Genomic DNA, 25611 nt, shown 5'->3' with positions numbered 1-25611 from the left:
CACCATGACCAATTGCAAGGCTTAACGCAGGATGGATTTGCCCGCGTATTGGGCGGTGGCGCCCAGCATCTCTTCGATCCGGATCAGCTGGTTGTATTTGGCCAAACGGTCTGAACGGGCGAGCGAACCTGTCTTGATCTGACCGCAGTTGGTGGCGACCGCCAGATCGGCAATGGTCGCATCCTCGGTTTCGCCAGAGCGGTGCGACATCACGTTGGTGTAGCGGGCGCGGTGGGCCATATCGACCGCTTGAAGTGTTTCCGTCAAGCTACCGATTTGGTTGACTTTTACCAGCATGGAGTTGGCGCAGCCCCGTTCGATCCCTTCGGCCAGACGCACCGGGTTGGTCACAAAAAGGTCGTCGCCCACAAGCTGTACCTTGTCGCCCAACATGTCGGTCAGGGCCTTCCAGCCGTCCCAGTCGTCTTCGGACATGCCGTCCTCGATCGAGATGATCGGATAGTCGGCGACAAGGGCGGCGAGGTAGGCGGCGTTTTCATCCGAGGACAGTGTTTTGCCTTCGCCCGCATAGACGTAAGACCCGTCCTTGTAATATTCGGTTGCCGCACAATCGAGGGCCAGGTGAATGTCGTCGCCCGGTTTGTAGCCTGCCTTTTCGATAGATTTCAGAATGAAATCAAGCGCATCGCGGGTGGAGCTGATGTCAGGCGCAAAGCCGCCCTCGTCGCCGATCCCGGTGGAAAGGTCAGCGTTTGACAGCTCTTTCTTGAGCGTATGGAAGACTTCGGAGCCCATGCGCACGGCCTCGCGGATGTTGTCCGCAGCGACCGGCATGATCATGAATTCCTGGATGTCGATGGGGTTGTCGGCATGCTCGCCGCCATTGATGATGTTCATCATGGGCACAGGCAGCATGCGCGCCGAGGTCCCGCCCACATAGCGGAAAAGCGGTTGCGACGTCCAATCAGCGGCTGCCTTGGCCGCGGCAAGCGACACGCCCAAGATGGCGTTGGCGCCCAGGCGGCCCTTGTTGTCGGTGCCGTCCAGTTCGATCATGGCCTGGTCAATTTCGACCTGTTCAGTAGCGTCGATGCCGACCAGCGCCTCGGCGATCTCGCCGTTCACGGCGGCCACAGCCTCCAGCACGCCCTTGCCCATATAGCGGGATGTGTCGCCGTCACGCTTTTCCACCGCCTCATAGGCACCGGTCGAGGCCCCCGATGGCACAGCGGCCCGGCCCATGGTGCCGTCCTCAAGGGTCACGTCCACTTCGACCGTGGGGTTGCCCCGGCTGTCGAGGATTTCGCGGGCATGGATGTCGATGATCGTGCTCATGGGGCAGCTCCTTAACGTCAGGTTATGCAGCGTTTAGCGTTATGGTGGCGCTAACAACAAGGGGTTTTACGCCGCAGGGGCGGATTTTACGACCTGTTCGCGCCAGAGCGTGTAGAGGCCGGAGAGGATGATGATCGCCGCCCCGATCAGGGTCAGCGCGTCGGGGGTTTCGTCAAAGATCGCGACACCAATGATCAGGGCAAAGATCATGCGCGAGTAGCGGAACGGGGTGACAAAGCTGATCTCGCCCACGCGCATCGCGACAGTGACCGCGAAATAGGCGACGGCCCCGATAAGGACGCAGGCCCCCAGCAGCCCCCATGCGCGTGCCGTTGGAGCGACCACTGTGCTGTCGCTGAACAGCAAAAGCAGCGCGGCAGCAGGCACCAGCGAGAAGAACGCCAGCATGCTGAGCTGGACCGAGCTGACCGCCGCCTTGACCCGCCGGGTTGCCAGATCGCGGATGGCCAGCCCCACAACGCCCAGCACCGCATAGAGCGCCAGCCAATTGAAGTCGCCCGTGCCGGGCCGGATGATCAGCATGACGCCCGCGAACCCCACAAGGATCGCGCCCCAGCGCCGCCAGCCCACGGGTTCGCCCAGGAACACTGCGGCCCCGAGCGTGACGAGGAGCGGCCCGGCCTGAAGGATGGCTGAGGCCGTCGAAAGCGGGATGAGTGAGAGTGCGGTGACAAAGCCCACGGCCCCGATCAGTTCGGCCAGGTTGCGGATGATCACGGCGGGCGCGAGAAAGGCGGGCGTCCACAGCGCCTGACCCTGTGCCCGGCAGATCAGCGCAAAGACGATGCCGCCGCCCATGCCCAGCATCCCGATGATCTGGCCGATGGACAGGTCGTCCGACAGAAACTTGATCACCGCGTCCTCGACCGCAAAGCCGAGCATGGCGATCACCATGATGGCCGCCCCGCGCAGGTTGTCGAGATTGTTCACCTCAGCGGCTCAATCGCATCATAAGCTGGTTGCCTTGCTTGCGGGTCTCGACCCCTTTGAGGGCCTCGACGAGAGCGCTGAGTTTACGGTGCCCATAGGTGCGGGTGTCGAAATCGGGGTGGGCGTTCTGGATGGCCTGGCCAATCTGGCCGAGGCCGTACCATTCGTCCTCCTGGTCGATTTTGTCCATGGCTGCCTCGATCAGGGGCAGGGCGGATTTCGGGGCCTCGCGGGAGGGCGATGATTTGGCCTGGTCCACGAGGTTTTCAATCAGGATAAAGCGGTTGCAGACATTGCGCAGCGCTTCGGGGGCCTTGGCCTCGCCGATGCCGATCACGGTCAGCCCATCCTCGCGCATGCGGTTGGCGAGGGCGGTGAAATCGCTGTCCGACGACACGATGACAAAGCCATCAAAGCGCCGCCCGTGTAGGATGTCCATCGCGTCGATGACCAGGCCGATGTCGCTGGCATTCTTGCCCGTGGTGTTGGACGTGTCCTGATGCGCCACGAGGCCCAGTTGCAGGATGCGGTCCGACCATGCCTTGAGCCTGCCGGAGGTCCAGTCGCCATAGACGCGGCGCAGCGCGGGTTCGCCAATCGACGTCACCTCGCGCAGGATCGCGTCGGCGAATTTGGCGGGCACGTTGTCGGCGTCGATCAGAACGGCGAGCAGGGGGCGGTCACGGTCGGCCACTTTGTTTCCTTTGGTCAGGTCAGCGTTTTTTCGGCACGCCGTAAAGTTCAAGCCGGTGGCCGCGCAGTTCATAGCCCAGCTTTTCGGCAATACGCTCCTGGAGCGCTTCGATCTCGTCGTCCACGAACTCGATCACTTCGCCGGAGTTGAGGTCGATCAGATGGTCATGATGTTCCCGCTCGGCGTCCTCGTACCGGGCGCGCCCATCGCCAAATTCCAGCTTGTCCAGGATCCCTGCCTCTTCGAACAGTTTTACGGTGCGATAAACGGTGGCAATGGAAATGCCCGCATCGACCGCACTGGCGCGATTGTAGAGCTCTTCCACATCCGGGTGGTCATCGCTGTCTTGCAAGACTTGCGCGATCACCCGGCGGGGCTGGGTCATTCGCAGGCCTGCGGCTTCGCAACGGGCGATGATGCTGTGGGTCGTGTCGGTCATGCGGTTCGTTTAGCGAAGGTTTGCGCGTTGCACAATTCGGTTACGGCAATTGCGGTTGACGCCATGCATGGTTCGGTTCACTGGGGGCCATGAGCGATTTTGACATGATGAACCTGCCCGCCGCCCTTTCCAAGCGTGTGGCAGAGATGGGCCTGACCCAACCGACCCCCATTCAGGCGCAAGCCATCCCGCACGCGCTGAACGGGCGCGACGTGATGGGCCTTGCCCAGACCGGCACCGGCAAGACGGCGGCCTTTGGCATCCCGCTGATTGCGCGGCTGATGGAGGAGGGGGGGCGCGCCGCTCCCAAGACCGCGCGCGGTCTGATCCTGGCACCCACGCGGGAATTGGCGGGGCAGATCGCTGCCGTGCTGCGTGACCTGACGGATATGAAAGTGCAGATTGTGGTGGGCGGTGTGTCCATCAATCCGCAGATCCAGCGGCTGTCCAAGGGGGCGGATATTCTTGTGGCCACTCCGGGCCGGTTGCTTGATCTCGTGGACCGGCGGGCCGTGCGGTTGGACCAGACGAATTTTCTGGTGCTGGACGAGGCGGATCAGATGCTGGACCTGGGCTTTGTCCATGACCTGCGCAAGATCGCCAAGATGATGGGCGATGACCGCCAGACAATGCTGTTTTCGGCCACAATGCCCAAGCAGATGGCCGAGATTGCGGCCAGCTACCTGCACGAGCCGCTGCGCATCGAGGTGTCGCCCCCCGGCAAGGCCGCCGACAAGGTCACCCAAGAGGTGCATTTCATCGCCAAGGCCGAGAAAACGGCGCTGTTGATTGAACTGGCCGCGAAGCATCGTGAGGAACGCGCGCTCGTCTTTACCCGGACCAAACACGGGGCTGACAAGCTGACCAAGGCGCTGGACAAGGCGGGCTACAAGGTTGTGGCCATCCACGGCAACAAGCGACAAGGGCAGCGGGATCGGGCGCTGGCCGCCTTCAAATCGCGCGAGATCCTGATCTTGGTGGCCACGGATGTGGCCGCGCGCGGCCTGGATATCCCGGATGTGAAACACGTCTATAATTACGAGTTGCCCAATGTGCCCGAAGCCTATGTGCACCGGATCGGGCGGACGGCGCGGGCGGGCAAGGATGGCGCGGCGATTGCGTTCTGTGCGCCGGACGAGATGCCGTATCTCAAGGACATCCAGAAGGTGATGAAGATCCGCATCCCCGTGGCCTCTGGCCGCGCGTGGGAGGAAATGCCAGACCCCGCCGCCAAACCCGGCGGCGGGCGTGGACGGGGTCGCCCCGGCGGCGGGCGCCCGGGTGGCGGACGTCCCGGCGGAGCACCAGGCGGGGCCAAACCGTCCAACCGGCGGCGGCGCAAGCCCAAACCCAAAGGCCCGGCGGCCTAAGGCAAAAGGGGCCAGGCACAAAACGCCCAGCCCCTTCATTGTTCTCTAAATACTCAAAAACCGACGTTCAGGTATAGAGCGACGGCACATTCAGTTGCGCGTGGATGCCGTTGACGGATTGCGCGTCCAAACCCAGCCCTTGGGCCAGTTTGTGCAGGTATTGCGCCTCTTCGCTGCTGTCGAGATCAATGCCCAGAAGGGACATGGCATAGACCTGTGGCCCCATGCCCCGGGGCACTTGCGCGACCAGCCCGTCAATGTCGACGGGGGCTGCCATTTCGGCGCGCACAAAGGCTGCTTCTTCGGCGTCCACGTCGCCGCCCAACTGGCCCACCAGCTTTTCCTGTTCGGCGTCGTCCAGCTTGCCGTCGGATTTGGCGGCCTGGATCATTGCGCGTAGCATCAGCGCAGCGGCGGCTTCCTGATCTGCGGTGGGTTCAATCTCTGGCTCGGGCGTTTGGTCAAAGGCGGAGTTCAGGACCTGGCCAAAGCTGGCCCCATTGTCCGCAGGGCGGGCCGCAGCCTTGCCCGAGAGCGCGCCCAAGAGGCCCGCCGCCCCGGCGCCGCCGGCCAGACCACCCAACATGCTTTGCAAGCCGCCACCCTGTGCGCCGCCGCCAGCGCCGCCCAAGCTTTCCAAGATGCCGCCCAGACCGCCCGTGCCGCCGGATTGCGCCCCGCCCATGAGGCCGCCCAGCATGTCCTGCAAGCCCGCAGCGCTGCCGCCACCGGCCTGCGCGCCGCCGCCCATCAGACCGCCCAGCATGTCTTGCAGGCCCGCGCCCGCGCCGGCCTGTTGGGTGCCCGCACCGCCCGCGAGACCGCCGAGCAAGCCGCCCAGGCCGCCGCCCGAAGTGCCGCCGCCCGCGCCGCCTTTCATCATCGAACTTGCACCCTTGGCCACGGCCACACCGATGGCCACTTTGGCCAGTGTTTTCATCAAACTCATTGCAGTCTTCCCTTTTTGCAGAATCGCTTGGCGCCAGCTTGGCACAAATCGGGGCGGGGCTGAGGGGGAAACTCGCTCTAGAATCGACATGGCGCGGTGACGTGCGGCAATTGACATTGCGGGCGGGCCAGCCGCTAGTGGCGGCCATGACACGCAAATCCCATATCGACCTGATCGGGGCCGTGGCCCTGATCGCCTTTGCCCTGAACCTTGGCTGCAATCAGGTGGTGATCAAGCTGGCCAATGGTGGCTTTCAGCCTGTGTTCATGGCGGGTCTGCGTTCGGTGGGGTCGGGCGTTGTGCTGATGATCTGGATGTGGGCGCGGGGCATTCCGCTGGCCTTGCCACGGGCTGCCTGGTTTGGCGGTGGTTTGGCGGGGGTGCTCTTTGCGGTCGAGTTCATTCTGCTGTTTCAGGCTCTTGACCTGACCAGCGTCGCGCGCACCTCGATCCTGTTTTATGCGATGCCTGTCTGGCTGTCGCTGGCTGCGCACTTTCTGTTTCCGGGCGAGCGGTTGACGCCTGTGCGCCTGTTGGGTCTGGCTCTGGCCATGGGGGGCGTTGTCATTGCCGTGGCCGATCGCGGCGGCGCGCCCGGCAACCTGTGGGGCGACCTGATGGCAATGGTTGCGGCGATGTGCTGGGCGGGCATCGTCCTATGCGTCCGTTTGACCGGTTTGAACGTCTTGCGCGCCGAACAGCAGCTCTTGTGGCAGCTTTTGGTGTCTGTGCCGCTGTTGATGTTTGCGGCCCTGTTCTTTGGCGACTTTGTCCGCGATCTGGCCTGGGTCCACGTGGCGGGTCTGGTCTATCAGATTTTTTTCATCGCCAGTTTCGGGTTCCTGTTCTGGTTCTGGCTGATGAAGATTTACCCCGCCTCTGGTGTTGCGTCCTTCAGTTTTCTTTCGCCCGTATTTGCCGTGCTGTTGGGCTGGGTGATCCTGGGCGAAGAGGTGGGGTTGAGCATTTGGCTTGCCCTTGGTCTGGTGGCTGCGGGGCTGATTTTGATCAACCGGCGGTGATTTGTTTCAAGCCTTGGATGTGCATATTTTTGGAACAATGAAGGGTTAAGTGCCGCAGAAGGTGGCGGGTACGATCTCTGACTGTGTGGGTGGTTTGTGCAAGGCATCGTCCGTTATTGCGTAGGGCGTGCCCAGGGCTTTGGTGAGGCGTTCGAAGGGGGCCATGTCGCCGTTGACCGCCGCATCGATCATTGCCTCGATCCGGTGGTTGCGCGGGATGATCTTTGGGTTGGCCTTGGCCATGATTTCGATGGCGGTGGGGTCGGTGCGGGAGTGGCGTTTTTGGTCCCAAGCGTCGAAGGCGTCGCGGTCGGTGAACTGGTCGCGGGCGTTGTCGGTGCCGAGGGCCGCGAAGGTGTTGGTGAAATCTGCGCCGTCGTTTTGCATGAGGGTTAGCAGTTCTTCGATCAGCGGTTGGTCCTGTGCCGTCGGGTTTGTGAGGCCGATTTTCGCACCGAACCGGTGCAGCCAAGCGGTTTGTAGCTGTTCCGGCATTTTGTGCACGATTGTGGTGGCCTCTTCGACTGCCGCCTCTTTGTCGTCGAAGAGTTGCAGGAGCGCTGTGGCCAGTTGCGCCATGTTCCAGACCGCGATGCGCGGCTGGTTGCCGTAGGCATAGCGCCCCGTCTGGTCGATGGAGGAAAACACCCGCCCCTCGTGATAGCCGTCCATAAAGGCGCAGGGGCCATAATCGATCGTCTCGCCCGAGATGGTGCAATTGTCGGTGTTCATGACCCCGTGGATGAAGCCCACGGACATCCATGATGCGACAAGGTCCGCCTGGGCCTGACAGACGCCGGCGAGCAGGCCCATGGGGCCATCCGCGTCCGGGTAGTGCCGCGCGATGGCGTAGTCGGTGAGGGTTTTGAGTTCGTCGATCTGGCCGCGATGCGCGAAGATCTGGAAGGTGCCCACGCGCAGGTGGCTGGAAGCGATGCGGGTCAGCACGGCGCCCGGCAGCGGCCCTTGTTCGCGCAGGACCGGTTGGCCGGTACCGACCGCTGCGAGCGCCCGTGTGGTGGGGATGCCGAGCGCGTGCATTGCCTCGCTGATCACGTATTCGCGCAACACAGGACCCAGCCAGGCCCGCCCGTCGCCCATGCGGGAATAGGGCGTGGGGCCGGAGCCTTTGAGCTGGATATCGCGACGTTGGCCGCTTTGGTCGATGACCTCGCCCAGCAGGATCGCGCGCCCATCGCCCAACTGCGGGTTGTAGCTGCCGAATTGGTGGCCTGCGTAGAGTTGCGCCAGGGGGATGGCGCCTTGCGGCACGGTATTGCCTGCGAAAACATCGGCGCTTTGGCCTGTGATCCCCAGTTCGGTGGCAAGCGCCTTGTTCCAGGCGATCATGCTCGGCGTTTTGACCGGTGTCGGGTCGAGCCGCGCATAAAAAGCGTCAGGCAGGGCGGCGTAGCTGTTGTCGAAGGGGATGTGCAGGGTCATGTCCTTGAGATAGGCCGCGCCGGGGTCGTTGGCTAGAGCATCCGCGTCATCAGGTGGTAGCCGTCGCGGAGCCGGAAGCCTGCGCGGCTGTAAATTCGTTGCGCGCCTTCATTGTCCGTACCGACCTCGAGGTGCAGGGCCTTGAGGCCTGCGCCGGCCAGCGCGCGGGGCAGGGATATGAGGACTTCGCTGGCGATCCCGCGTCCGCGCACGCCCGGGCGCACGAACAATTCGTCCACGAACCCGTCCATGCCGCCAAATTCGACGGACCAGCCAAAGGTGACCACGATATAACCGATGGGCGCGCGCGGCGGGCCGATGAGATAGGCGGCACCGTGCGGGATACCTTCAAGCAGGGGCATGATCGCGGCGCTGCGCTGGTCGTCAGAGAGTGTCAGCCCTTCTTCGGCGTGGAAGGCGGCGACGAGGGGGATCAAACGGTCGAAATGCGCGGGCGTGGCCAGGGTGAGGGCGGCGCTCACAACCTGGCCAATCGTTCGGTCAGCAGAGCAAAGAAGCCGTCGTCGTCCAGATCCCCGATAAAGAGCGCGTTTTTGGGCCGATCCGTGACGCCCCACCAATCGGCAACGGTCATGCCCAGGGTGAGTTCGGATTGGGTTTCAATCTCTACATTCACGCGGCGGCCGGTGAACAGGTCGGGCTTGATCAGGTAGGCCGTGACACAAGGGTCATGGAGCGGCGCGCCCGCCGAGCCGTATTTTTCCTTGTCGAACCGTTCAAAGAAGTCCGTCATTTGCGCCACGGCGATGCCTGTGGGGGTGCCGAGCGCGCGAAAGGCATCGTTGCGCGATTGGGTGACCAACGCCTTGTGTGTGACGTCGAGCGGCATGACCACGATATCTATGCCGGATTTAAACACGATATCAGCGGCTTGTGGGTCGACATAGATGTTGAATTCCGCCGTGGGTGTGATGTTTCCCACCTCGAAATAGGCGCCGCCCATCAGCACGACCTGCTGGACCTTGTCGACGATATCGGGGGCCTTTTGGAAGGCGGTGGCAATGTTTGTCAGCGGACCGAGCGGGCAGAGCGTAACAGTGCCCGGGGCCTCGCTGCGCAGGGTGTCGATGATGAAGTCGACGCCGTGGCCGGGGGTGAGTTGCTTGGTCGGATCAGGCAGGGATGGGCCATCAAGCCCGGTTTTGCCGTGCACGTGTTCTGCCGTCACCAGCGGGCGACCCAAGGGGCGGTCGCAGCCTGCATAGACCGGAACATCAACTTTGCCTGCCAACTCACAGATAATAAGGGCGTTCTTGGAGGTGAGGTCGAGCGGTACGTTACCTGCGACAGCCGTGATGCCGAGCACGTCAACCTCGTCAGGGCTGGCCAGCGCCAAGAGGATGGCTACCGCGTCGTCCTGGCCGGGGTCGGTGTCGATGATGATCTTGCGCGGTGCCATGGGACCCTCGTGAGCGGTGATGAAATCGCGCGCACCGTGGCCGCTTTGGCACCCCTTGTCCAGAACGTCCCGCAGGGTTTGCGCAAAAGCTTGCGCGTTGTCACGGCGCTGGCATAAGGGCGGGTATGGCTGAGGCTCGACTATTCCTTCACGCAGGTGCGCATCGCACGGGCACATCGTCGTTTCAGATGTGTTTGCACCGCAATCGCAAGGCGTTGGCGGCAGCGGGATGGGCCATGGCCTATCCGGGGCGCGACGATATTCCGTCGGGCAAGCTGGCGCTGCGCCTGCCGCGCCCCAAGGATGGGGTGACGGAGGCGGCCATTGCGAAGGCCCGAAAAACCCTTGCAGATCATTGCGGTGGCAGGAACCTGATCCTGTCGGAGGAGAATATTCCCGGCCGGATGATGCATTTCATGTCGGGCCGGTTTTATCCGGCGGCAGAGGCGCGATGTGCTGTGCTGCGTGCGGCCTGGGACCGGCCGATTGCCCATGTGCTTTTTGTCGTGCGCCCCTATGACGAGCTGTTTGTGTCAGGCTATCGCAAGCGGGCCGAGGACAATGCTGTAGAGGATTTCGAGGCGCTGCGCCCGCATTATCTGTCGATGGATCGCGGCTGGCCTGAGTTACTGGCGGTGATGCGCGATGTGCTGCGCCCCGAGACCATGACTGTGATCCCTTATGCGGAACGCGGGACCAGTGCGGCGTTGTTGGCGCGGATGGTGCCGGGGCTGGACGCAGACGCTTTGAAAGAGCCGCAGCGCGTGATGAACCTGAGCGCCACCGATGCCGCGCTGGAGGCGTTGCAGGTGCGTTACCGGGCGGGTGAGACGTTGAACAGGGCCGCGTGGCAAGAGATCGTGGGCGCGCATAAGGACGACAGGGGCCCGCGTGGTTTTGCCGCGTTTTCCGATGCGGAAAAGCGTTTTTGGTCAGAGCGTTATACCCATGATCTTGATGTGATTTCGAAAATGGACGGGATCAGCTTCGGCTAGCCTTTTCGGCCTGTTTGACATTGTTCCAGAGGGCGTCCATTTCCTCTAGCGTGCTGTCTTGGGGTGTTTTGCCCCTCTCGGCCAGCGCCGCCTCGACCGCGCCAAAGCGACGGGTGAATTTGGCGTTGGTGCGCCGCAGCGCTTCTTCGGGGTCGATGTCGAGATGGCGGGCGAGATTGGCCATGACAAACAAGAGATCGCCCATTTCGTCGACCATCTCGTCGTGGCCCATCGTGTCGCGGGCCTCGACCAGTTCCGCAGCTTCTTCCTTGATCTTGTCGATCACATGGGACGTGTCGGGCCAGTCAAAGCCCACACGGGCGGCCCGTTTTTGCAGCTTGAGGGCGCGCAGGAGCGCGGGCAGGTTCATCGCCACGCCATCCAGCGTGCCTTTTTGGGCTTTGCCCGCACGTTCGGACGCCTTGATCGCTTCCCAGTCACGGGTCTGTTGTTCGGCGGATTTATCGCGGCTTTCGTCGCCAAAGACATGCGGATGCCGGGCCACCATCTTGTTGGAAATGTTGGTGACCACGGTTTGAAAGGTGAAATGGCCGGCCTCTTCGCCCATGGCCGTGTGGTAGACCGATTGCAGCAACAGATCGCCCAGCTCGCCCTCAAGCTCGGGCCAATCGGCGCGCTCGATCGCGTCGGCGACCTCGTAGGCCTCTTCGATCGTGTAGGGCGCGATGGTCTGGAAGGTTTGCTCGATATCCCAGGGGCAGCCGGTTTCGGGGTCACGCAACCGGCGCATGATTTCCAAAAGACGCTCAATTCCTGCCGTTTGGTCGTTTATCAGATCGTCAGCCATTGCAGGCCCCCGTGGTTTCGGATTTGCTGTCATGTGACGCATCCCGCAATCAGGAGTCCAGCCATGGCGATCATCAACCGTATTGGAGACTTAGGCCCGGAGATGACCGCGTGGCGGCAACATCTGCATTCGATCCCGGAATTGTCCTTTGACTGCCCCAAGACGGCGGCCTTTATCCGCGCACGTCTAGACGAGATCGGGGTGGACGAGATCCATGACGGGATTGCGCAAACAGGTATCGTCGCCATCATCGAAGGGCAGGGCGAAGGGCCGACCATTGGCCTGCGCGCGGATTTTGATGCGCTGCCTATCGAGGAGGAAACGGGGGTCGATTATGCCTCGACCCATCCGGGCAAAATGCATGCCTGTGGCCATGACGGGCACACGGCGATGTTGCTGGGGGCCGCGAAATACCTGGCGGAGACGCGCAACTTTGCCGGCCGCGTCGCGCTGATCTTTCAACCGGCCGAAGAGATGGGCGGTGGTGGCGAGGTGATGGTGCAGGAGGGCATCATGGACACCTTTGACATCAGCGAGGTCTATGCCATCCACAATGCGCCGGGCAAGGATTTCGGCACGTTCCACACCACCGCAGGGCCAATTATGGCCGCCGCCGACACGTTCCACATCCATGTGACCGGCAAGGGTGGGCATGGCGCACGCCCCTATGATTGCGTGGACCCGGTTGTGGCGGCCTGTGGCATTGTCACGGCGTTGCAGACCATCACCAGCCGCAACCACAACACCGCCGGGTCGCTGGTCATTTCGACCACGCAGATCCACACCGGAACAGTTGAAAACGTGATCCCTGAGACCGCCTATATCAATGGGACGGTCCGCACCTTTGACAAGGAGGTGCAGGCGATGGTGGTGCGCCGGATGGAAGAGATCGTGGCGGGCCAGGCCGCGGCCTATGGCTGTACCGCCGAACTGAAGTTTGAGTTTGGGTATCCGCCTACCGTGAACGACGCGGCCAAGACAGCCTTTGCCGCGCTGGTGGCCGCCGAAGTGGCGGGTGACGCGGGTGTCGAAGATCGGTTGCAGCCCGTCATGGGGGCGGAGGATTTTTCCTATATGCTGGAGGCGCGCCCCGGCGCTTATCTGATGCTGGGTCAGGGTGAAGGGGCCGGCGTGCACCACCCCAAATACAACTTCAACGATGAGGTTGCGCCGATTGGCGCGTCATTTTTCGCCCGATTGGTCGAGACGGCCCAACCCTTGCGCTAGCGGATGGGGGCGCTGCCCCCCGGGAATTTTGGAACACAGAAGAAAGACGCGTGATGGCCCTTGAAGATGCCAAAAGCCAAATCGACCATGCCTTTACCCGCGATGATCCGCGCGGGCCGTCCTATGAGCTGACCTTTGGCGGGGCGACATCGTTTTTGCGCCGCCGCTATACCAAGGACCTGAGCGGCGTGGATATTGCGGTGACGGGCGTGCCGTTTGATCAGGCGGTGACGAACCGCCCGGGCACGCGGCTGGGGCCGCGCGCAATCCGCGAGGCGTCGTCGCTGCAAGCGCCCGATGCGCCCTATGGTTGGCCCTTTGACGTGCTGAGCGAGAGGATCATCGTGGATTATGGCGATGTGGCGTTCGATTATGCGGATGTGCCTGCCTTTCCCGCGGCGTTGACCGCACATATTCGCGGGATTTTGGAGGCGGGTGCCGCCAGCGTGGTGCTGGGCGGCGATCACTATATCTCCTTTCCGATCCTCAAGGCCTATGCCGAAGTTTATGGCCCGATTTCGCTGATCCAGGTGGATGCCCACACCGACACATGGGCCGATGACGACATGGATCGCGTGGATCACGGCACGATGTTTTACAAGGCGGTGAAGTCGGGGATCGTGGACCCGGCCACCTCGGTCCAGATCGGGATACGGACCACGAATGAGGATACGCTGGGCGTGAACATCATCGACGCGCCCGAATTTCACCGGATCGGGCCGGAAGCCGCCGCCGCGCGGGCGCGCGAGATTGTCGGGGATCGGCCCTGTTACCTCAGCTTTGACATTGACGGGCTTGACCCCGCCTTTGCCCCGGGAACGGGGACGCCGGTGTGGGGCGGGCTGTCGTCAGCCCAGGCCGCGGCGTTGCTGCGCGGCCTTGCAGGTGTGAACATTCGCGGCGGTGACATTGTGGAGGTTTCCCCGCCCTTTGACACCACGGGCGCCACGGCGATTGCAGGTGCCCATGTGGCCGTTGAAATATGTCAGTTGCTGGGGTGGAGGATGCGGGAAGGTGCCTAAGAACCAGCCCATCAGTGGCAATGAGCTGGCCCGATTTTCGGGGCCGAACACGTTCATGCGCCTGCCCTTTGCCAATGACCTTTTGGGGTTGGATGTGGCGGTGCTGGGCATTCCGATGGATATCGGGACGTCCTGGCGGTCGGGGACGCGTTTTGGCCCCAAGCAGGTGCGGTCTGAGTCTGCGATGATCCGGCCTTACAATTTGCAGACGGGTGCCGCGCCCTTTGACAGTCTGCAGGTTGCCGATATTGGCGATCTGGCGATCAATACTTTTTCGCTGGCGGATAGTCTGCGCATTATTTCAGAGAGTTATGATGCAATCCTCAACTTTGATGTGATCCCCATGGCCATTGGGGGAGATCATTCGATCACCTTGCCGATCCTGAGGGGTATTGCCAAGCGTCATGGGCCCGTGGCCCTGGTCCATGTGGATGCCCATGCGGACGTTAACGATGAGATGTTTGGTGAGCGTGAGACCCACGGAACCGTGTTTCGCCGCGCCTATGAAGAAGGGCTGATAAACCCCTCAAAAACCTACCAGATTGGGCTGCGCGGTACGGGTTATTCGGCAGAAGACTTTACCGAAGCGGCCGGTTGGGGGTTTCAGCAGTTTCTGGCGCCCGAGCTGTGGGGCCGTGACCTGAGCACGCTTGGCGCCGAGATTCGCCGCGATATTGGCGACGGGCCGGTTTATGTCACCTACGACATCGACAGCCTTGATCCGGCTTATGCGCCGGGCACCGGGACACCGGAGATCGGTGGGTTGACCACGCCGCAGGCAATGCAGCTGATCCGGGCGCTGAAAGGGGTGAACATTGTGGGCTGTGATCTGGTGGAGGTGTCACCACCCTATGATACGTCCGGCAATACGGCGCTCACGGGGGCGAATATCCTGTATGAACTGTTGTGTATTTTGCCTGGCGTTGCCTATCGTTGATGGCGCGATTGAATATTTACTGGAACAATGAAAGATGAAGCTCGTCGTGTATCTACTTGTTTTTATTTTAGTTTTCGTGATCTCTGGTTCGTTGTTCGTGCGGTTGGCGCCCACGGATGCGCGCCGTTGGCATCAGCCGGTTGAGGCGACTGAGAGCCAGGATCTGACCGGCGGGGCGATCCGGGTTTTTGAGGCCGAGCCAGACGCCTTGGCCCGCATTGATGCCGCAGCCCGTGCCCTGCCACGCACGGATGTGATTGCCGGGTCTGTGGATGACAGGCGTGTAACCTATCGCACACGCAGCAAGTGGATCGGCTTTCCCGATTTTACCACAGTCGAGTATGTGGACGGTCAGATCCGGATGTTCGCGCGCCTGCGCTTTGGCCGATCAGATCTGGGAGTGAACGGCAAACGACTGGAGCGGTTGCGGGCTGTCGCCGAACGGGGATGACAGCGACGAACTGAGGCATCCTTGTTCGACCTCTCGCCACATGGGCGAGTTCAGCGACATCTGGCATTGCGCCATGAACATGCGCCCGCCCACGTTCAGACAGACAGTTTGACCAAGCTCGACCCGGGCGCCGGATTTGTCGGTGCAGTAGCATTCGACCGTTTTGCCGGAGGGGCTGGTGACATCGGCCAGAGCCGGGGTGAGTACCGGGCTGACCATGAGGGCGGAAAGAACGATAAGCTTTTTCATGCGCTCCATATAGCACGAACGGCCTCTTGACCAAAGGCCCTGCTTGGATCAAACCCGCGACATGATCGCGCAAGACCGCCTTATTCAGATCACCCAACGCTTTCAATATCTTGAAGCGGCGATGGCGGCTGGGTCGGACGATATTGCGGTGCTGGCCAAGGAGTATTCCGATTTGCGCCCGGTGGTGGAGCAGATCGAGACCTATACCCGTCTGGTGGATGAGTTGGGCGAGGCCGAAGCGATGCTGGACGATCCCGACATGGCGGAGCTGGCCGCGGAGGAAGTGCCCCGGTTGAAGGCGGCTTTGCCGGAAGCCGAGGCCGCCTTGCAACTGTCGCTGTTGCCCAAGGATGCCGCTGATGCCCGTCCTGCGATGCTGGAGATACGACCCGGGACGGGGGGCGATGAAGCCGCCCTTTTTGCGGGTGACTTGCTGCGCATGTATCAGCGTTATGCAGAGGCGCAGGGCTGGCGTGTGGAGATCATTGAAGAGCAGGCCACCGAGTTGGGCGGCATCAAGGAAGTGGTGGCTCATATCAAGGGCGAGAACGTCTTTGCCCGGTTGAAATACGAATCCGGTGTGCACCGGGTACAGCGTGTGCCCACAACCGAAAGCGGCGGGCGCATCCATACATCTGCTGCCACGGTGGCCGTTCTGCCAGAGGCGGAAGACGTGGATATCGACATCAACCCCGGGGATATTCGCATCGATACCATGCGTGCCTCGGGGGCGGGCGGGCAGCACGTGAACACAACCGACAGTGCCGTACGCATCACGCACCTGCCCACGGGCCTTGTCGTTACCAGTTCGGAAAAATCCCAACACCGCAACCGCGAGATTGCCATGCAGGTCTTGCGCGCACGCCTTTATGATCTGGAGCGGCAGCGGGTTGACAGCGAACGTTCGGCGGACCGCGCGGCGCAAGTGGGATCGGGTGACCGGTCCGAGCGTATCCGCACCTATAATTTCCCCCAAGGCCGCATGACCGATCACCGGATCAATCTGACGCTTTATAAGCTGGATCAGATCATGCAGGGGGACCTGAACGACGTGATTGATGCGCTGACCGCGGATGCGCAAGCCCGCATGATGGCGGAGATGGGCACGTGACCGCGGCCCAGGCGATGGCGTCCGCCACAGCGCGATTGCGGGCGGCTGGTGTGCCGGACCCCGCGCGTGATGCCCGGCTGCTTCTGGCCCATGCGGCGCAGGTGGATGCGGCCCGTGTGACCCTGATCGCGCCCGAGGATATCGCACCCGAGATTGCGGAGCGCTATGATAATCTGATTGCCTTGCGCGCCGTGCGCGTGCCCGTCAGCCACCTGATCGGCGAGCGGGAGTTTTATGGCCGTCGCTTCAAGATCAGCGGCGATGTGCTGGACCCGCGCCCCGAGACCGAGACATTGATCGAGGCGGCCCTGGCGGAAGATTTCGCCCGTGTGCTGGACCTGGGCACCGGATCGGGCTGCATTCTTGTCACTCTTCTGGCGGAACGACAGGACGCAAAGGGCCTCGGCATTGATCTGAGCGAGGCGGCCTGTTTGCAGGCCAGCGCCAATGCCGTTCTCAACGACGTGGCAGACCGCGCTCAGATCATCACCGGCGACTGGTTCGAGGGTGTCGAAGGCCGCTTTGACCTGATCGTGGCGAACCCGCCCTACCTGGCCGCCTTCGAGATGGATGAGGTATCGCCAGAGCTGCGCGATCATGAGCCGCGCATGGCCCTGACAGATGAGGGCGACGGGCTGTCAGCCTACCGGATCATTGCAGCGGAGGCGGGCAGTTACCTGACCCCGCGGGGCCGTGTTCTGTGTGAGATCGGTCATGAACAGGGGCCTGATGTGCGCCGCATCTTTGAGCGCGAAGGCTGGGGATCGGTGCGCATTCTGCCGGATCTGGATCGTCGTGACCGGGTGGTTGTTGCGCAAAATCCCGCATAGGGCGCGCAAAAATGCCCCGAATGCGGGATTTGGACTTGTTCTGGAACCAAACCCATGCTTATTCATGCGCAGACCCGGTGTTATGGCATGTTGCCCTGCATACGGTCTTCGCCCGATAGATCGCCGCGTGTTATGAGGATGGTGCCAATACTGCACCACAAGGCGATCAGCAAAACACTGCCAGAGAGCTGAACAGACTACATGAAATCTTCGAGATCACGGTCCCGGTCCAAGAACAATCGCAGCCGCAACAACAACAGCGGTGGCGGTGGCAACGTCGTAAATCGTGTCTTTGACAGTTCCGGCCCAGAGGGCAAGGTGCGCGGCACGCCGCAGCAGATCATCGACAAGTACAACCAGCTTGCGCGCGACGCGCAGCTGTCCGGCGACCGGGTGGCAACAGAGAATTTCCAGCAGCACGCAGAGCACTACCTGCGGATGCTGAGCGAGGCGCAGCGCGAGATTGATGCCCGCCGCGAAGAGCAGGACCGCCAGAACCGCGAACGGCAGGCCGAACAGGATCGCCAGAACCGTGAACGTCAGGCCGAGCGTGACCGCGAGCGCGCCGCCCGTCAGGAGCAGGAGGCGGCACAACCTGCGCCCCCGTCTGATCCGACCGAGGCGCCCCAACCTGATGTGGTCGAGGCCGAAGGCGACAGCGGTCTGGTTGAGACGCCAGAGAGCAAACCCAAGCCCAAGCCGCGCACCCGGACCCGCAAGCCCAAAGCACCCACTGACGAAGAGACGCCGACGCCAGACAGCGGTTCGGCACCTGAGGCGGCAGAATAGGCGCTAGCCTGCGGCAACCGCCCGGGCGAGCGCGCAAAACCCTTCGAGAGATACCTGTTCCGCCCGCTCTGTGGGCGCTATACCGGCTGCGCGAAGCCGGTCCTCGATATCGGGTGCAATGCCCTTGAGGGCCGAGCGCAGCATTTTGCGCCGCTGGTTAAAGGCCGCCGCCACAACCCGGTTCAACACCAGCGCATCCGCTTCGAACCGGGGGGCGGGCAGGGCCGTCAGGTGGACCACGGCGCTGGATACCTTGGGCGGCGGCGTGAAAGCCTCGGGGGGTAGCGACATAACGATCTTGGCATCGGCCCGCCATTGGGCCAGCAAGGCAAGCCGCCCATAAGCTTTTGAACCGGGGGCCGCCACGATCCGTTCGGCCACTTCGCGCTGAAACATGAGCGTCAGCGATTGCCAGAAGGGCGGCCAGTCGGGCGGCGTGAGCCAACGGACCAGCAATTCGGTGCCCACATTGTAGGGCAGGTTGGCCGCCACCCGGATGGGTGCTTCAAGGTGGGCCAGCGGATCAATGTCTAACGCGTCGCCTTCGATCACCTGCAACCGACCCGGATAAGCACCCACAATCTCGCCCAGAGCCGGCAGGCACCGCGCATCCTTTTCAATGGCGAGTACCTTGCGCGCGCCTTCTGCCAAAAGGCCGCGGGTCAGCCCACCAGGCCCGGGCCCGATCTCGAGCACATCCACCCCGGTCAAATCCCCTGCCTGCCGTGCAATCTTGGCCGTGAGGTTCAGATCCAGCAGAAAGTTCTGGCCCAAGGACTTACGCGCGCTCAGCCCGTGATCGGCAATCACACGGGATAACGGCGGCAGATCGTCGATGGCACTCATGTTTTCATTGTTCCCAAAATATGCCCGCCGGAGGCTTTACCCATTTGCCATCCGCGCGGCCAGCTTGATCGCCTCGATCATACTCGTCGGGTTGGCGATGCCGCGCCCCGCGATGTCAAAGGCGGTCCCGTGATCGGGAGAGGTGCGGATGATCGGTAAGCCCAGGGTTACGTTCACACCCCGGTCGAAATCCAGCGTCTTGATCGGGATCAGGGCCTGGTCGTGATACATGCAGATGGCCGCGTCATAACGGGTGCGGGCGGCGGCGTGAAAGAGCGTGTCGCCGGGCCAGGGGCCAGTGACGTCGATGCCGGTGGCCGCGACTTCGGCCACGAGCGCCGCGATCCAGTCCAGTTCCTGGCGGCCCATGGCCCCGCCTTCGCCCGCATGGGGATTGAGGCCCGCGACGACCAGCCTGGGCGCTTCGATCCCGAATTGGTCGCGCAGGCCTGCGGCCGTGATTTGAATGGTTGTGCGCAACAAATCCGGCGTCAGTGCGGTGGCAACCTGATCCAGCGCGATGTGGATTGTGGTGGGCACCACGCGCAGTTCGTCAGAGGCGAGCATCATCACCGCGCGGGGCGCGTCCGTCAGCGCCTCAAGGTATTCGGTGTGGCCGGGATAAGCGAAATCCGCACCGTCCATCAGCACCTTTTTGTGGATGGGCGCCGTGCAAAGGGCGCAGGCGCCACCTGCGCGTACAAGATCGACACCGCGGGCGATCACGTCGATCACGCCTTGGGCGTTGCCGGGGTCTGCCGTGCCTGGCGTGGCCGGGCCGGCGAACGCATGGTGCAGGACGGGCAGGGTGTCGGCGCAGACGGCAGGGGCCTCGGACGCGTCTGACACGATCGTGACGGGCGTGCCGCCAGGCAAATGGCGCGGGTCACCGATCCAGACCATGGGCACCTCGCCGCGCAGCGCCGCCCAGCCCTTGGCCGCCACCTCGGGGCCGATGCCGGCCGGTTCGCCACAGGTGATGGCGACGGGTGCGCCGGTCATGACCCTATCACTCAAAAATGCGAATGGTGGCGTCGGCGCGCAGCTCTTCCAGAAGCGTATCGGAAAAGGCGGTCAGGCGGCTGTTGCGCAGTTGTGCGGCCACAGCCTGGCGGTCGACCTCCTGGTCTTCGGGCAGGACAAGCGTGCGCCCGCACAGCATCAGGAAGACCAGCGTTTCGCCATTGGCCCGCGTCAGCGCGGTAGAGACTTCGCCCGGGTCCAGCTTGGCCAGTTCAATGGCGATGTCCTGAGGGATCTCTTCGGGCGTCAGGCTGCCCCGCTCCAGAACATTTTCGGGCTGACCCTGGGCCACGCCATAAAGGTCGTCACAGCGGTCCACGCGGGCGCGGATCGCGGCGGCGCGCGACAGGGCCTCGGGCGTGCGCCCGCCGGCGATGTAGTAAGCCGCATATTCGATGGCGGCATATTCTGGATCAGGCGTGTCTGTTTCGCGGATGTCACGTAGTTGGAACAGCGCCACTGCATTGGGGATAGGCAGAGGGGCGGTGACTTCGCCCTGACCCAGCGCCAGCAGGATCGGGCGCAGCGGCGGGGGCAGTTCGGTGATCGGCAGCCAGTTCAAACGGCCCCCGTTGCCCCGCGAAGCAGTCGCGGAAAAACGGCGGGCGTAGTTGGAAAACTCCGCTTCGGTCGTGCTTTCGGCAATCTCTTCGGCCTGGGCTTGCACGGCGGCGGCGCGGTCTGGTGGCGCGGGGATGATGATCTCTGACACCAGCACTTCGATGCCGGTATTGGTGCCCACGGATTGCACGGCGCGGTCCACTTCTTCGTCCGAAATCTGGACCCGCGCGCCGAAGCGGGCGCGGATGTAGTCGCGCCAGATGATCGAGGTGGCGACAAAGTCGCGGAAGGTTTCGCGGGCGATCCCTTCACTTTCGAGGCCCTTCACGAACTCTTCGGCAGAAAGCTGGGCGCGGGCGGCAAAATCCGTCAGCCCCTGTTGCAGATCCTCGTTCGACAGGGTGATGCCAGATTGGATTGTCGCGGCCTCGCGCAGGCGGTCCTTGATCAACTCGTCCAGCACGTCCGCGCGCGTGCCCACGGGGGTGCCCAGCACTTGCAGGAACCTGATGCGCTGTTGCACTTCAAATTCGGTGATGACCGCCTCGTCCACCTGTGCGGCCTTGGAAAAGAGGTTTTGCGCCACAGCGGTGGCGGGCGTCAGCGCCGCCACTATGCAAAGGGAGGCTGCCGTCTGGATCAGCTGTTTCATGGTCTTACCGCTCATTTCGCCTGCTTTCCGCATGATCGCGTGTGTGTGGTGCCCCCGGTATCAGCCGAAAAGCCCCGCAAGGATACTGTTAACCCCAGACTGGTGGAAGGCTCAACACTTGTTGACGAGGTATAGCGCCGGTTCACCGACATGGCGATGGTCACGCATTCGTTGGAATAGCTCAGTCCCGCCCCTGCAGTGGCGGCGCGCCCCTCTTCGAGGTCGTAGCGCCAGTCAAGGCTGGCCGTCCAGAACCGGTCGATCCGGTAGGCCCCGTCAAAGGTGAACTCGCTGATCGGGGACAGCCGGTCTTCGGCCGCATCATCCGAAATCCAGATATAGCTGCCCCCCAGATCGAGGCGCTGATTGCTCCAGTCGCCACGCACCTCGGCCTTGGACACGTCAAAGTTTTCATCAAAGAGCGTGCGCCCCGATACCGCCAGCCCGCCATTGAACTTGAGCTGACCGGCCAGAAGGAAATCAGAGGTGGTCGTGGCCAGCCCTGAGGTTTCAGTGAAATCCGCCTGCGCGTCCTCGCGCAGGACCTGACCCATCGTCAGGTTTGCCGACCACGTATCGGCCCCGTACCGCGCCCAGGACGCGCCATAGGCCACGGCCCAGCCCCGTTCGCGCACGTCAGGGGCGGGAAAGCGCGACAGTGACAAAAGGTTGCCCTCGTCAAATTCGACCCGCGTGCTTTCTTCATTCGGGACGGCAAGCCCATCGCCACCGACCCAACCGAATTGCACCACGGGTTCGATCAGGTTGCTGGCATTCTTGCCGTAATGGACCAGCGGATAGCGCAGGGTCACGGCGGCCTTTGGGGCGATGCCGCTATCGCTGTCGTCAAAGGTGCTGTCCTGGTTCACGCGGAACGCGTCCGCCGACACCCCAAGTGTTGTCTGCACTTGCAGGCCGCCCCATTGGAGGTTGCGCAGCCATTCCGCGTCGACATTCACCCGAAATACATCCCGCCCGTCCACGATCCCGTCGCCATTGGCGTCGACATCCACGCTGGAATGCCGGAAATGAGTATGCGCCGCCGCCGTCAGCCGGAACTCGCCCCCGATGGCCCGGGGAAACAACCGCCGTTCATAGAGTGCGTCGATCACGTCCGTGGGCAGCGTGTCGTTATCTTCGCCGTCGCGCAGCGATTTGAAGTTGATATAGCTGAGCCGGATATATTCGTCGCGTTTCGTCCGGCTGACCCTGAGTTCGCTGTCCAGCCTGTCCTTGTCCGAAAAGCCGTAATCCTTGAGGTAGGCGTCGTCCGAAGTCACTTCGATGTCGAATTGCAGAACAAAGTCCCGTTTGAGTGCAAATTGTCCGATCCCAAAGAGATAGCCCCGGCCGTTGCCCGGTTCCAGATCGTCGTCCGTGATCGCCCCCTCAAAAGCGATGCGCCCACGGGTAAAGGCTTGCCGGTAGCGGAATTCCAGCGTGCGCGTGTTGCCAGACAGGTACGGCGTCAGCGTCAGATCCCGGTGATCGCCCAGCCGGATGAAATAGGGCACCTTGATCCCGGTCCCCAATTGCGAAGTTGATTTGACGGAAGGGATCAGAAAGCCGGTGGCCCGTTTCAGCGTCGGATCGGGCAGGCGCAGCCGGGGCAGGTAAAACACCGGCGTGCCTTTGATCCGGAACTGTGCCTCGTCGAAATAAAGTTGCCGTTCTTCGCGGTCATGCACCACCCGTTTGGCCCGGATCTGCCAAAGCGGCGGCGTTGGGTCATCCTCGCAAATCCGGCAGGAGGTCACGGCAGTCTTGTAAAGCTGGGTGTAGCGCCCGCCGACCCGGTTCATCTGGACCGCGGCCAGTTGCAATTGATCGTTCAGCACCAGCCGCGCGCCGGTCAGCAGCCCGTTTTGCAAATCGCGGCTCAGTTCCGCCTGATTGGCGAGGATCGTGGTGCCGTTGCCGTCTTCGATCGTGATCGGCCCCGTGATGGAAAGCGCGCCGGTGTTCTGGTCATAGCGGATTTCTCCAGCAGTCAGCCGGGTGGTGCCCTGAAACGCCTCGACATTGCCGCTCGCAATCAGCACTCGGTCGCGAGTCACCTGGATATCGTCGGCAATCAGAACAGCGGGCGGCGGTGCTTTGGTTTCGGGTGCCTCCTGGGCCCAGAGGCCCGTTGCCGTCAAAAGCAGGACCAAAAGGGCGGCGTATCCCGATGGCCGGAAGGCCCTAGCCATCTTCGGCCTGCAACAACAGCCCAAGGGCCAGCAGAATCGAGGCCACCGGCGGCGCCCATGCGGCCAGCATGATCGGTATCTGCCCGTTTTCACCTAAAATCTGCGCAAAGCTGCGAATGAAATACAACCCGAACCCCAGTAGTACCGCGGCCAGCACTGCCATGCCGGTCCCCCCAAATCGGGTATGGCGCATCGTAAAGGCTGCGGCAACCAGAACCATGCCCATCAGGAACACAGGGCGGGCGAGTTCGGATTGGAACCAAACGTGGTGGCGCCGCGCGGAAAAGCCTGCCTGTTCCAGCTGGGTGATGAATTGTGGCATGTCCCAGATCGAGACATTGGCGGGCGTGCCCAGACTTTCGCGAATGCGGTCGAGCGTCAGGGTCGAAGGCACCACGAGGATATCGTGGGTTGCGGCGTTCGCTTCGGGATTGAGGCCGGTGGTCAGCGGCCAGACCTTGGCCTGACGCAGGGACCAGCCGCCCGGTTGCAGTGCGGCGCTGGCCGCCTCGATCCGCCGCACCGGGCCGCCCTGGGGTGCGTAGGCCACGAATGTCACATCATAAAGCACCGAGGCATCCGCATTGGACCGGCTGGCCCGGATCACCGTTTGCCCCTGCGCGCCGCCCTGGCGCAGCCAGAGCCCGTTTTCAGAGATCGACAGAGCAGAGGCGCCGCCGGATCTGTAGGTTTCCGACAGGGTGGCGTAGCGTTTCGAGGTTGCCGCCACCAGCGGACCCAGCGTCGAGGTGGCAAAGAGCCCCAAGAGCAGGGCAACCGTCACGGGGGCCACCAGCGCCCGCATGGCAGAGCGTCCCGCGGCCCGCATCACCACAAGCTCGGACGACCACGCAAGCGAGATGAACAGCGACACGGTGCCCAGGATCATGATCAGCGGCAGGATCTGGTTGATGGTTTCCGGCGCATTCAGAAAGGTCAGCCCAAGCCGCTGGCCAAAGGACACGCTCAGGTCCGAGAACCGCCGCGTTTGGTCGATGAGGTCTACCAGAACGATCAACGCAGTGAGCACGGTGGCGATCAGCAAAAGCCCCATGGCAAAGCGCCGGGCGAAATAGAGATGCAGGATCATGCCAGTCCTCGCAAGCGTCGTCGCCAGATGCCGGGGTGGGCTGCCGTCCACAACAGCCCGATGACGGTCAGCCCGCCCACGAGCGCAGGCAGGTAGAGAATGGGCCACATCCGCGCGTCGTTCAGTACGGGCGCCGAGAGGGTGGAACGGACGCCATCCAACGCCACAAGCAGCAAAAAGGCGATCACGATCTCGCGCCAGACCCCAAAGCGGGAATAGCCCCCCACAAGCAAGGTTGCAAAGCCGATCAGCCCGGTGACAAAGCAAAACGCCGCCCGGGCGAACCGGCTGTGCAACTCTTCGGCTACCGCCCCGGTGGTGGTGTTGTTCTGTGTGGCCACGTTCGCCCAATCGCCCATCAGGGCGGGGCTGCTAAGATAGGTAATCGAGGGGTCGATGGCATCGTCCGTTCTCATCAGCCCTGTGATATCAAAGGAAAAGTCCTGAAACTTGGCTGTCGACAGGCGTTTGCCTGGCTCGGTCAGCCGTTGGGCCAGCCCATCGACCATGATCAGCGATGTGCCGTCATTGTTGCGCACAAGATAGGCCTCGGCTGCGGTATAGATCATCCGCTCGCTGTCATCGCGCCGGTCGGCCAGAAACACGTCGCGCAGCACGCCATCCTCGCCGATGGCGCGGCTGTAGAAGGTGACGCCGGTTGAGGGGCTGAGAAACGTGCCCTCGGTCAGCAGGCGCGATGTAATGTTGCGCGAAACTTCGACCTCGCGTTCACTGAGTTGTGCAGCGGCGGCAGGCACGAGGAAATGGCTGAGCACGCTCATCATGAGGCCCGCGATCAGCCCAAAGATCGTGACCGGCCAGGCCAGCCGCCAGGGCGAGCTGCCTGTGGCCATCATCACCGTCAGCTCGCTTTCGTTGTTGAGCCGGTTGGTGAGATAAATCGTGGCCGCAAAGGCCGCGATGGGCAAAACGGTTGTGATGAGCCGCGGCAACCCCAGAGCGGTGAATTCGAGAAAGACAAGCGCTGTCTGTCCGTCACCTATCAACCGATCAAACAGCTGAACGGCCCGGTTGATCCAGAAGACGGCCACCAGAACAAGCGCAAAAAAGCCAAACAGCACAAGCAGTTGCGACAGCATATAGCGGTCAAACTTTGCCAAGGTGGTCCCCCGCTCGGTGGTCGTTTTCATGTTATGACGCGGCAGCGTTTCGCCCAAGCTAACGCATGTGTAAGACGGGGAAAACTCCTAAACGTTTCATCGGCGCTGGTCAGCGGCGGGTGG

Annotated in this window: 26 protein-coding genes; 10 read left to right on the top strand and 16 right to left on the bottom strand. The window is 62.6% G+C overall.

Going from position 1 to position 25611, the window contains the following annotated elements:
- Nucleotides 1–21 precede the first annotated feature (21 nt).
- The 4 genes from eno to Q1A44_RS14625 all read right to left on the bottom strand — a co-directional run bounded on the left by eno (nucleotide 22) and on the right by Q1A44_RS14625 (nucleotide 3380).
- Nucleotides 22–1296 carry a phosphopyruvate hydratase gene (gene eno / locus Q1A44_RS14640; protein WP_299626622.1) on the bottom strand — a complete coding sequence of 425 codons (1275 nt, stop codon included), beginning with the start codon at nucleotides 1294–1296 and terminating at the stop codon, nucleotides 22–24.
- Between the two features lie 66 nt (nucleotides 1297–1362).
- A complete protein-coding gene (locus Q1A44_RS14635; protein ID WP_299626619.1) occupies nucleotides 1363–2247 on the bottom strand; it encodes a DMT family transporter in 885 nt (294 codons plus the stop codon).
- A gap of 1 nt (nucleotide 2248) precedes the next feature.
- A complete protein-coding gene (locus Q1A44_RS14630; protein ID WP_299626615.1) occupies nucleotides 2249–2941 on the bottom strand; it encodes an NYN domain-containing protein in 693 nt (230 codons plus the stop codon).
- Between the two features lie 19 nt (nucleotides 2942–2960).
- A complete protein-coding gene (locus tag Q1A44_RS14625; protein ID WP_299626612.1) occupies nucleotides 2961–3380 on the bottom strand; it encodes a Fur family transcriptional regulator in 420 nt (139 codons plus the stop codon).
- 89 nt (nucleotides 3381–3469) lie between these two features.
- Between Q1A44_RS14625 and Q1A44_RS14620 the strand changes: the two genes are divergently transcribed.
- On the top strand, nucleotides 3470–4750 hold the full coding sequence (locus Q1A44_RS14620; protein ID WP_299626609.1) for a DEAD/DEAH box helicase: 1281 nt from the start codon (nucleotides 3470–3472) through the stop codon (nucleotides 4748–4750).
- A gap of 67 nt (nucleotides 4751–4817) precedes the next feature.
- Here the strand turns inward: Q1A44_RS14620 and Q1A44_RS14615 are convergent, their stop codons facing one another.
- Nucleotides 4818–5699 (bottom strand): tellurite resistance TerB family protein, encoded by an 882-nt coding sequence (locus Q1A44_RS14615; RefSeq protein ID WP_299626606.1) that lies wholly within the window; start codon nucleotides 5697–5699, stop codon nucleotides 4818–4820.
- A gap of 146 nt (nucleotides 5700–5845) precedes the next feature.
- On the opposite strand from Q1A44_RS14615, the gene Q1A44_RS14610 reads away from it, so the two are divergent.
- Nucleotides 5846–6721, top strand: a complete 876-nt coding sequence (locus Q1A44_RS14610; protein ID WP_299626603.1) for a DMT family transporter — start codon at nucleotides 5846–5848, stop codon at nucleotides 6719–6721.
- 45 nt (nucleotides 6722–6766) lie between these two features.
- Here the strand turns inward: Q1A44_RS14610 and Q1A44_RS14605 are convergent, their stop codons facing one another.
- The 3 genes from Q1A44_RS14605 to Q1A44_RS14595 are packed head-to-tail and all read right to left on the bottom strand — an operon-like array spanning nucleotide 6767 to nucleotide 9584.
- Entirely contained in the window at nucleotides 6767–8164 is a 1398-nt protein-coding gene (locus Q1A44_RS14605) for a YdiU family protein (RefSeq protein WP_299626600.1), read from the bottom strand.
- Nucleotides 8165–8196: 32 nt separating this feature from the next.
- Nucleotides 8197–8646, bottom strand: coding sequence for a GNAT family N-acetyltransferase (locus Q1A44_RS14600; protein ID WP_299626597.1), 450 nt, complete (start codon nucleotides 8644–8646; stop codon nucleotides 8197–8199).
- Nucleotides 8643–9584: a nucleoside hydrolase gene (locus Q1A44_RS14595; protein WP_299626594.1), complete on the bottom strand. Its 942-nt coding sequence runs from the start codon at nucleotides 9582–9584 to the stop codon at nucleotides 8643–8645. The genes Q1A44_RS14600 and Q1A44_RS14595 overlap by 4 nt, the downstream gene beginning before the upstream one ends.
- Before the next feature lie 125 nt (nucleotides 9585–9709).
- Between Q1A44_RS14595 and Q1A44_RS14590 the strand changes: the two genes are divergently transcribed.
- Nucleotides 9710–10579, top strand: coding sequence for a hypothetical protein (locus Q1A44_RS14590; RefSeq protein ID WP_299626591.1), 870 nt, complete (start codon nucleotides 9710–9712; stop codon nucleotides 10577–10579).
- Here the strand turns inward: Q1A44_RS14590 and mazG are convergent.
- Nucleotides 10566–11387 carry a nucleoside triphosphate pyrophosphohydrolase gene (gene mazG / locus Q1A44_RS14585; protein ID WP_299626589.1) on the bottom strand — a complete coding sequence of 274 codons (822 nt, stop codon included), beginning with the start codon at nucleotides 11385–11387 and terminating at the stop codon, nucleotides 10566–10568. The genes Q1A44_RS14590 and mazG overlap by 14 nt on opposite strands.
- 63 nt (nucleotides 11388–11450) lie before the next feature.
- Between mazG and Q1A44_RS14580 the strand changes: the two genes are divergently transcribed.
- The 4 genes from Q1A44_RS14580 to Q1A44_RS14565 are packed head-to-tail and all read left to right on the top strand — an operon-like array spanning nucleotide 11451 to nucleotide 15024.
- On the top strand, nucleotides 11451–12614 hold the full coding sequence (locus Q1A44_RS14580; RefSeq protein WP_299626586.1) for a M20 aminoacylase family protein: 1164 nt from the start codon (nucleotides 11451–11453) through the stop codon (nucleotides 12612–12614).
- A gap of 53 nt (nucleotides 12615–12667) precedes the next feature.
- Nucleotides 12668–13636: an agmatinase gene (gene speB, locus Q1A44_RS14575; protein WP_299626583.1), complete on the top strand. Its 969-nt coding sequence runs from the start codon at nucleotides 12668–12670 to the stop codon at nucleotides 13634–13636.
- Nucleotides 13629–14573 (top strand): agmatinase, encoded by a 945-nt coding sequence (gene speB, locus Q1A44_RS14570; RefSeq protein WP_299626580.1) that lies wholly within the window; start codon nucleotides 13629–13631, stop codon nucleotides 14571–14573. The genes speB (Q1A44_RS14575) and speB (Q1A44_RS14570) overlap by 8 nt, the downstream gene beginning before the upstream one ends.
- Before the next feature lie 34 nt (nucleotides 14574–14607).
- Nucleotides 14608–15024, top strand: coding sequence for a DUF1499 domain-containing protein (locus Q1A44_RS14565; protein WP_299626577.1), 417 nt, complete (start codon nucleotides 14608–14610; stop codon nucleotides 15022–15024).
- On the opposite strand, the gene Q1A44_RS14560 is transcribed toward Q1A44_RS14565, so the two are convergent.
- Complete coding sequence (locus Q1A44_RS14560) at nucleotides 14962–15273, bottom strand: hypothetical protein (protein WP_299626574.1); 312 nt, start codon at nucleotides 15271–15273, stop codon at nucleotides 14962–14964. The genes Q1A44_RS14565 and Q1A44_RS14560 overlap by 63 nt on opposite strands.
- A gap of 61 nt (nucleotides 15274–15334) precedes the next feature.
- On the opposite strand from Q1A44_RS14560, the gene prfA reads away from it, so the two are divergent.
- The 3 genes from prfA to Q1A44_RS14545 all read left to right on the top strand — a co-directional run bounded on the left by prfA (nucleotide 15335) and on the right by Q1A44_RS14545 (nucleotide 18003).
- Complete coding sequence (gene prfA, locus Q1A44_RS14555) at nucleotides 15335–16384, top strand: peptide chain release factor 1 (RefSeq protein ID WP_299626571.1); 1050 nt, start codon at nucleotides 15335–15337, stop codon at nucleotides 16382–16384.
- Between the two features lie 14 nt (nucleotides 16385–16398).
- Entirely contained in the window at nucleotides 16399–17214 is an 816-nt protein-coding gene (gene prmC / locus Q1A44_RS14550; RefSeq protein WP_299626908.1) for a peptide chain release factor N(5)-glutamine methyltransferase, read from the top strand.
- 201 nt (nucleotides 17215–17415) lie between these two features.
- Complete coding sequence (locus tag Q1A44_RS14545) at nucleotides 17416–18003, top strand: DUF4167 domain-containing protein (RefSeq protein WP_299626568.1); 588 nt, start codon at nucleotides 17416–17418, stop codon at nucleotides 18001–18003.
- 3 nt (nucleotides 18004–18006) lie between these two features.
- Here Q1A44_RS14545 and rsmA read toward each other — a convergent pair whose 3' ends face one another.
- From rsmA to lptF, 6 genes are read right to left on the bottom strand one after another with little or no spacing between them, the layout of a single operon-like run.
- Nucleotides 18007–18849, bottom strand: a complete 843-nt coding sequence (rsmA, locus tag Q1A44_RS14540; RefSeq protein ID WP_299626565.1) for a 16S rRNA (adenine(1518)-N(6)/adenine(1519)-N(6))-dimethyltransferase RsmA — start codon at nucleotides 18847–18849, stop codon at nucleotides 18007–18009.
- A 36-nt stretch (nucleotides 18850–18885) separates the two neighbouring features.
- Nucleotides 18886–19851: a 4-hydroxythreonine-4-phosphate dehydrogenase PdxA gene (gene pdxA / locus Q1A44_RS14535; RefSeq protein WP_299626562.1), complete on the bottom strand. Its 966-nt coding sequence runs from the start codon at nucleotides 19849–19851 to the stop codon at nucleotides 18886–18888.
- A gap of 7 nt (nucleotides 19852–19858) precedes the next feature.
- The gene (locus Q1A44_RS14530; protein ID WP_299626559.1) at nucleotides 19859–21100 is read right to left on the bottom strand and encodes a peptidylprolyl isomerase; all 1242 of its coding nucleotides are present in this window, start codon (nucleotides 21098–21100) and stop codon (nucleotides 19859–19861) included.
- Nucleotides 21097–23277 carry an LPS assembly protein LptD gene (gene lptD, locus Q1A44_RS14525; RefSeq protein WP_299626555.1) on the bottom strand — a complete coding sequence of 727 codons (2181 nt, stop codon included), beginning with the start codon at nucleotides 23275–23277 and terminating at the stop codon, nucleotides 21097–21099. The genes Q1A44_RS14530 and lptD overlap by 4 nt, the downstream gene beginning before the upstream one ends.
- Nucleotides 23270–24367 carry an LPS export ABC transporter permease LptG gene (gene lptG / locus Q1A44_RS14520; protein ID WP_299626552.1) on the bottom strand — a complete coding sequence of 366 codons (1098 nt, stop codon included), beginning with the start codon at nucleotides 24365–24367 and terminating at the stop codon, nucleotides 23270–23272. The genes lptD and lptG overlap by 8 nt, the downstream gene beginning before the upstream one ends.
- Nucleotides 24364–25518, bottom strand: coding sequence for an LPS export ABC transporter permease LptF (gene lptF, locus Q1A44_RS14515; protein WP_366942606.1), 1155 nt, complete (start codon nucleotides 25516–25518; stop codon nucleotides 24364–24366). The genes lptG and lptF overlap by 4 nt, the downstream gene beginning before the upstream one ends.
- Between the last annotated feature and the right edge of the window lie 93 nt (nucleotides 25519–25611).

Source organism: uncultured Tateyamaria sp. (assembly GCF_947503705.1).
GTDB lineage: Bacteria > Pseudomonadota > Alphaproteobacteria > Rhodobacterales > Rhodobacteraceae > Tateyamaria.
Note: the sequence above shows the minus strand (reverse complement) of the source record. Positions and strands in the feature narration are given on the sequence as shown.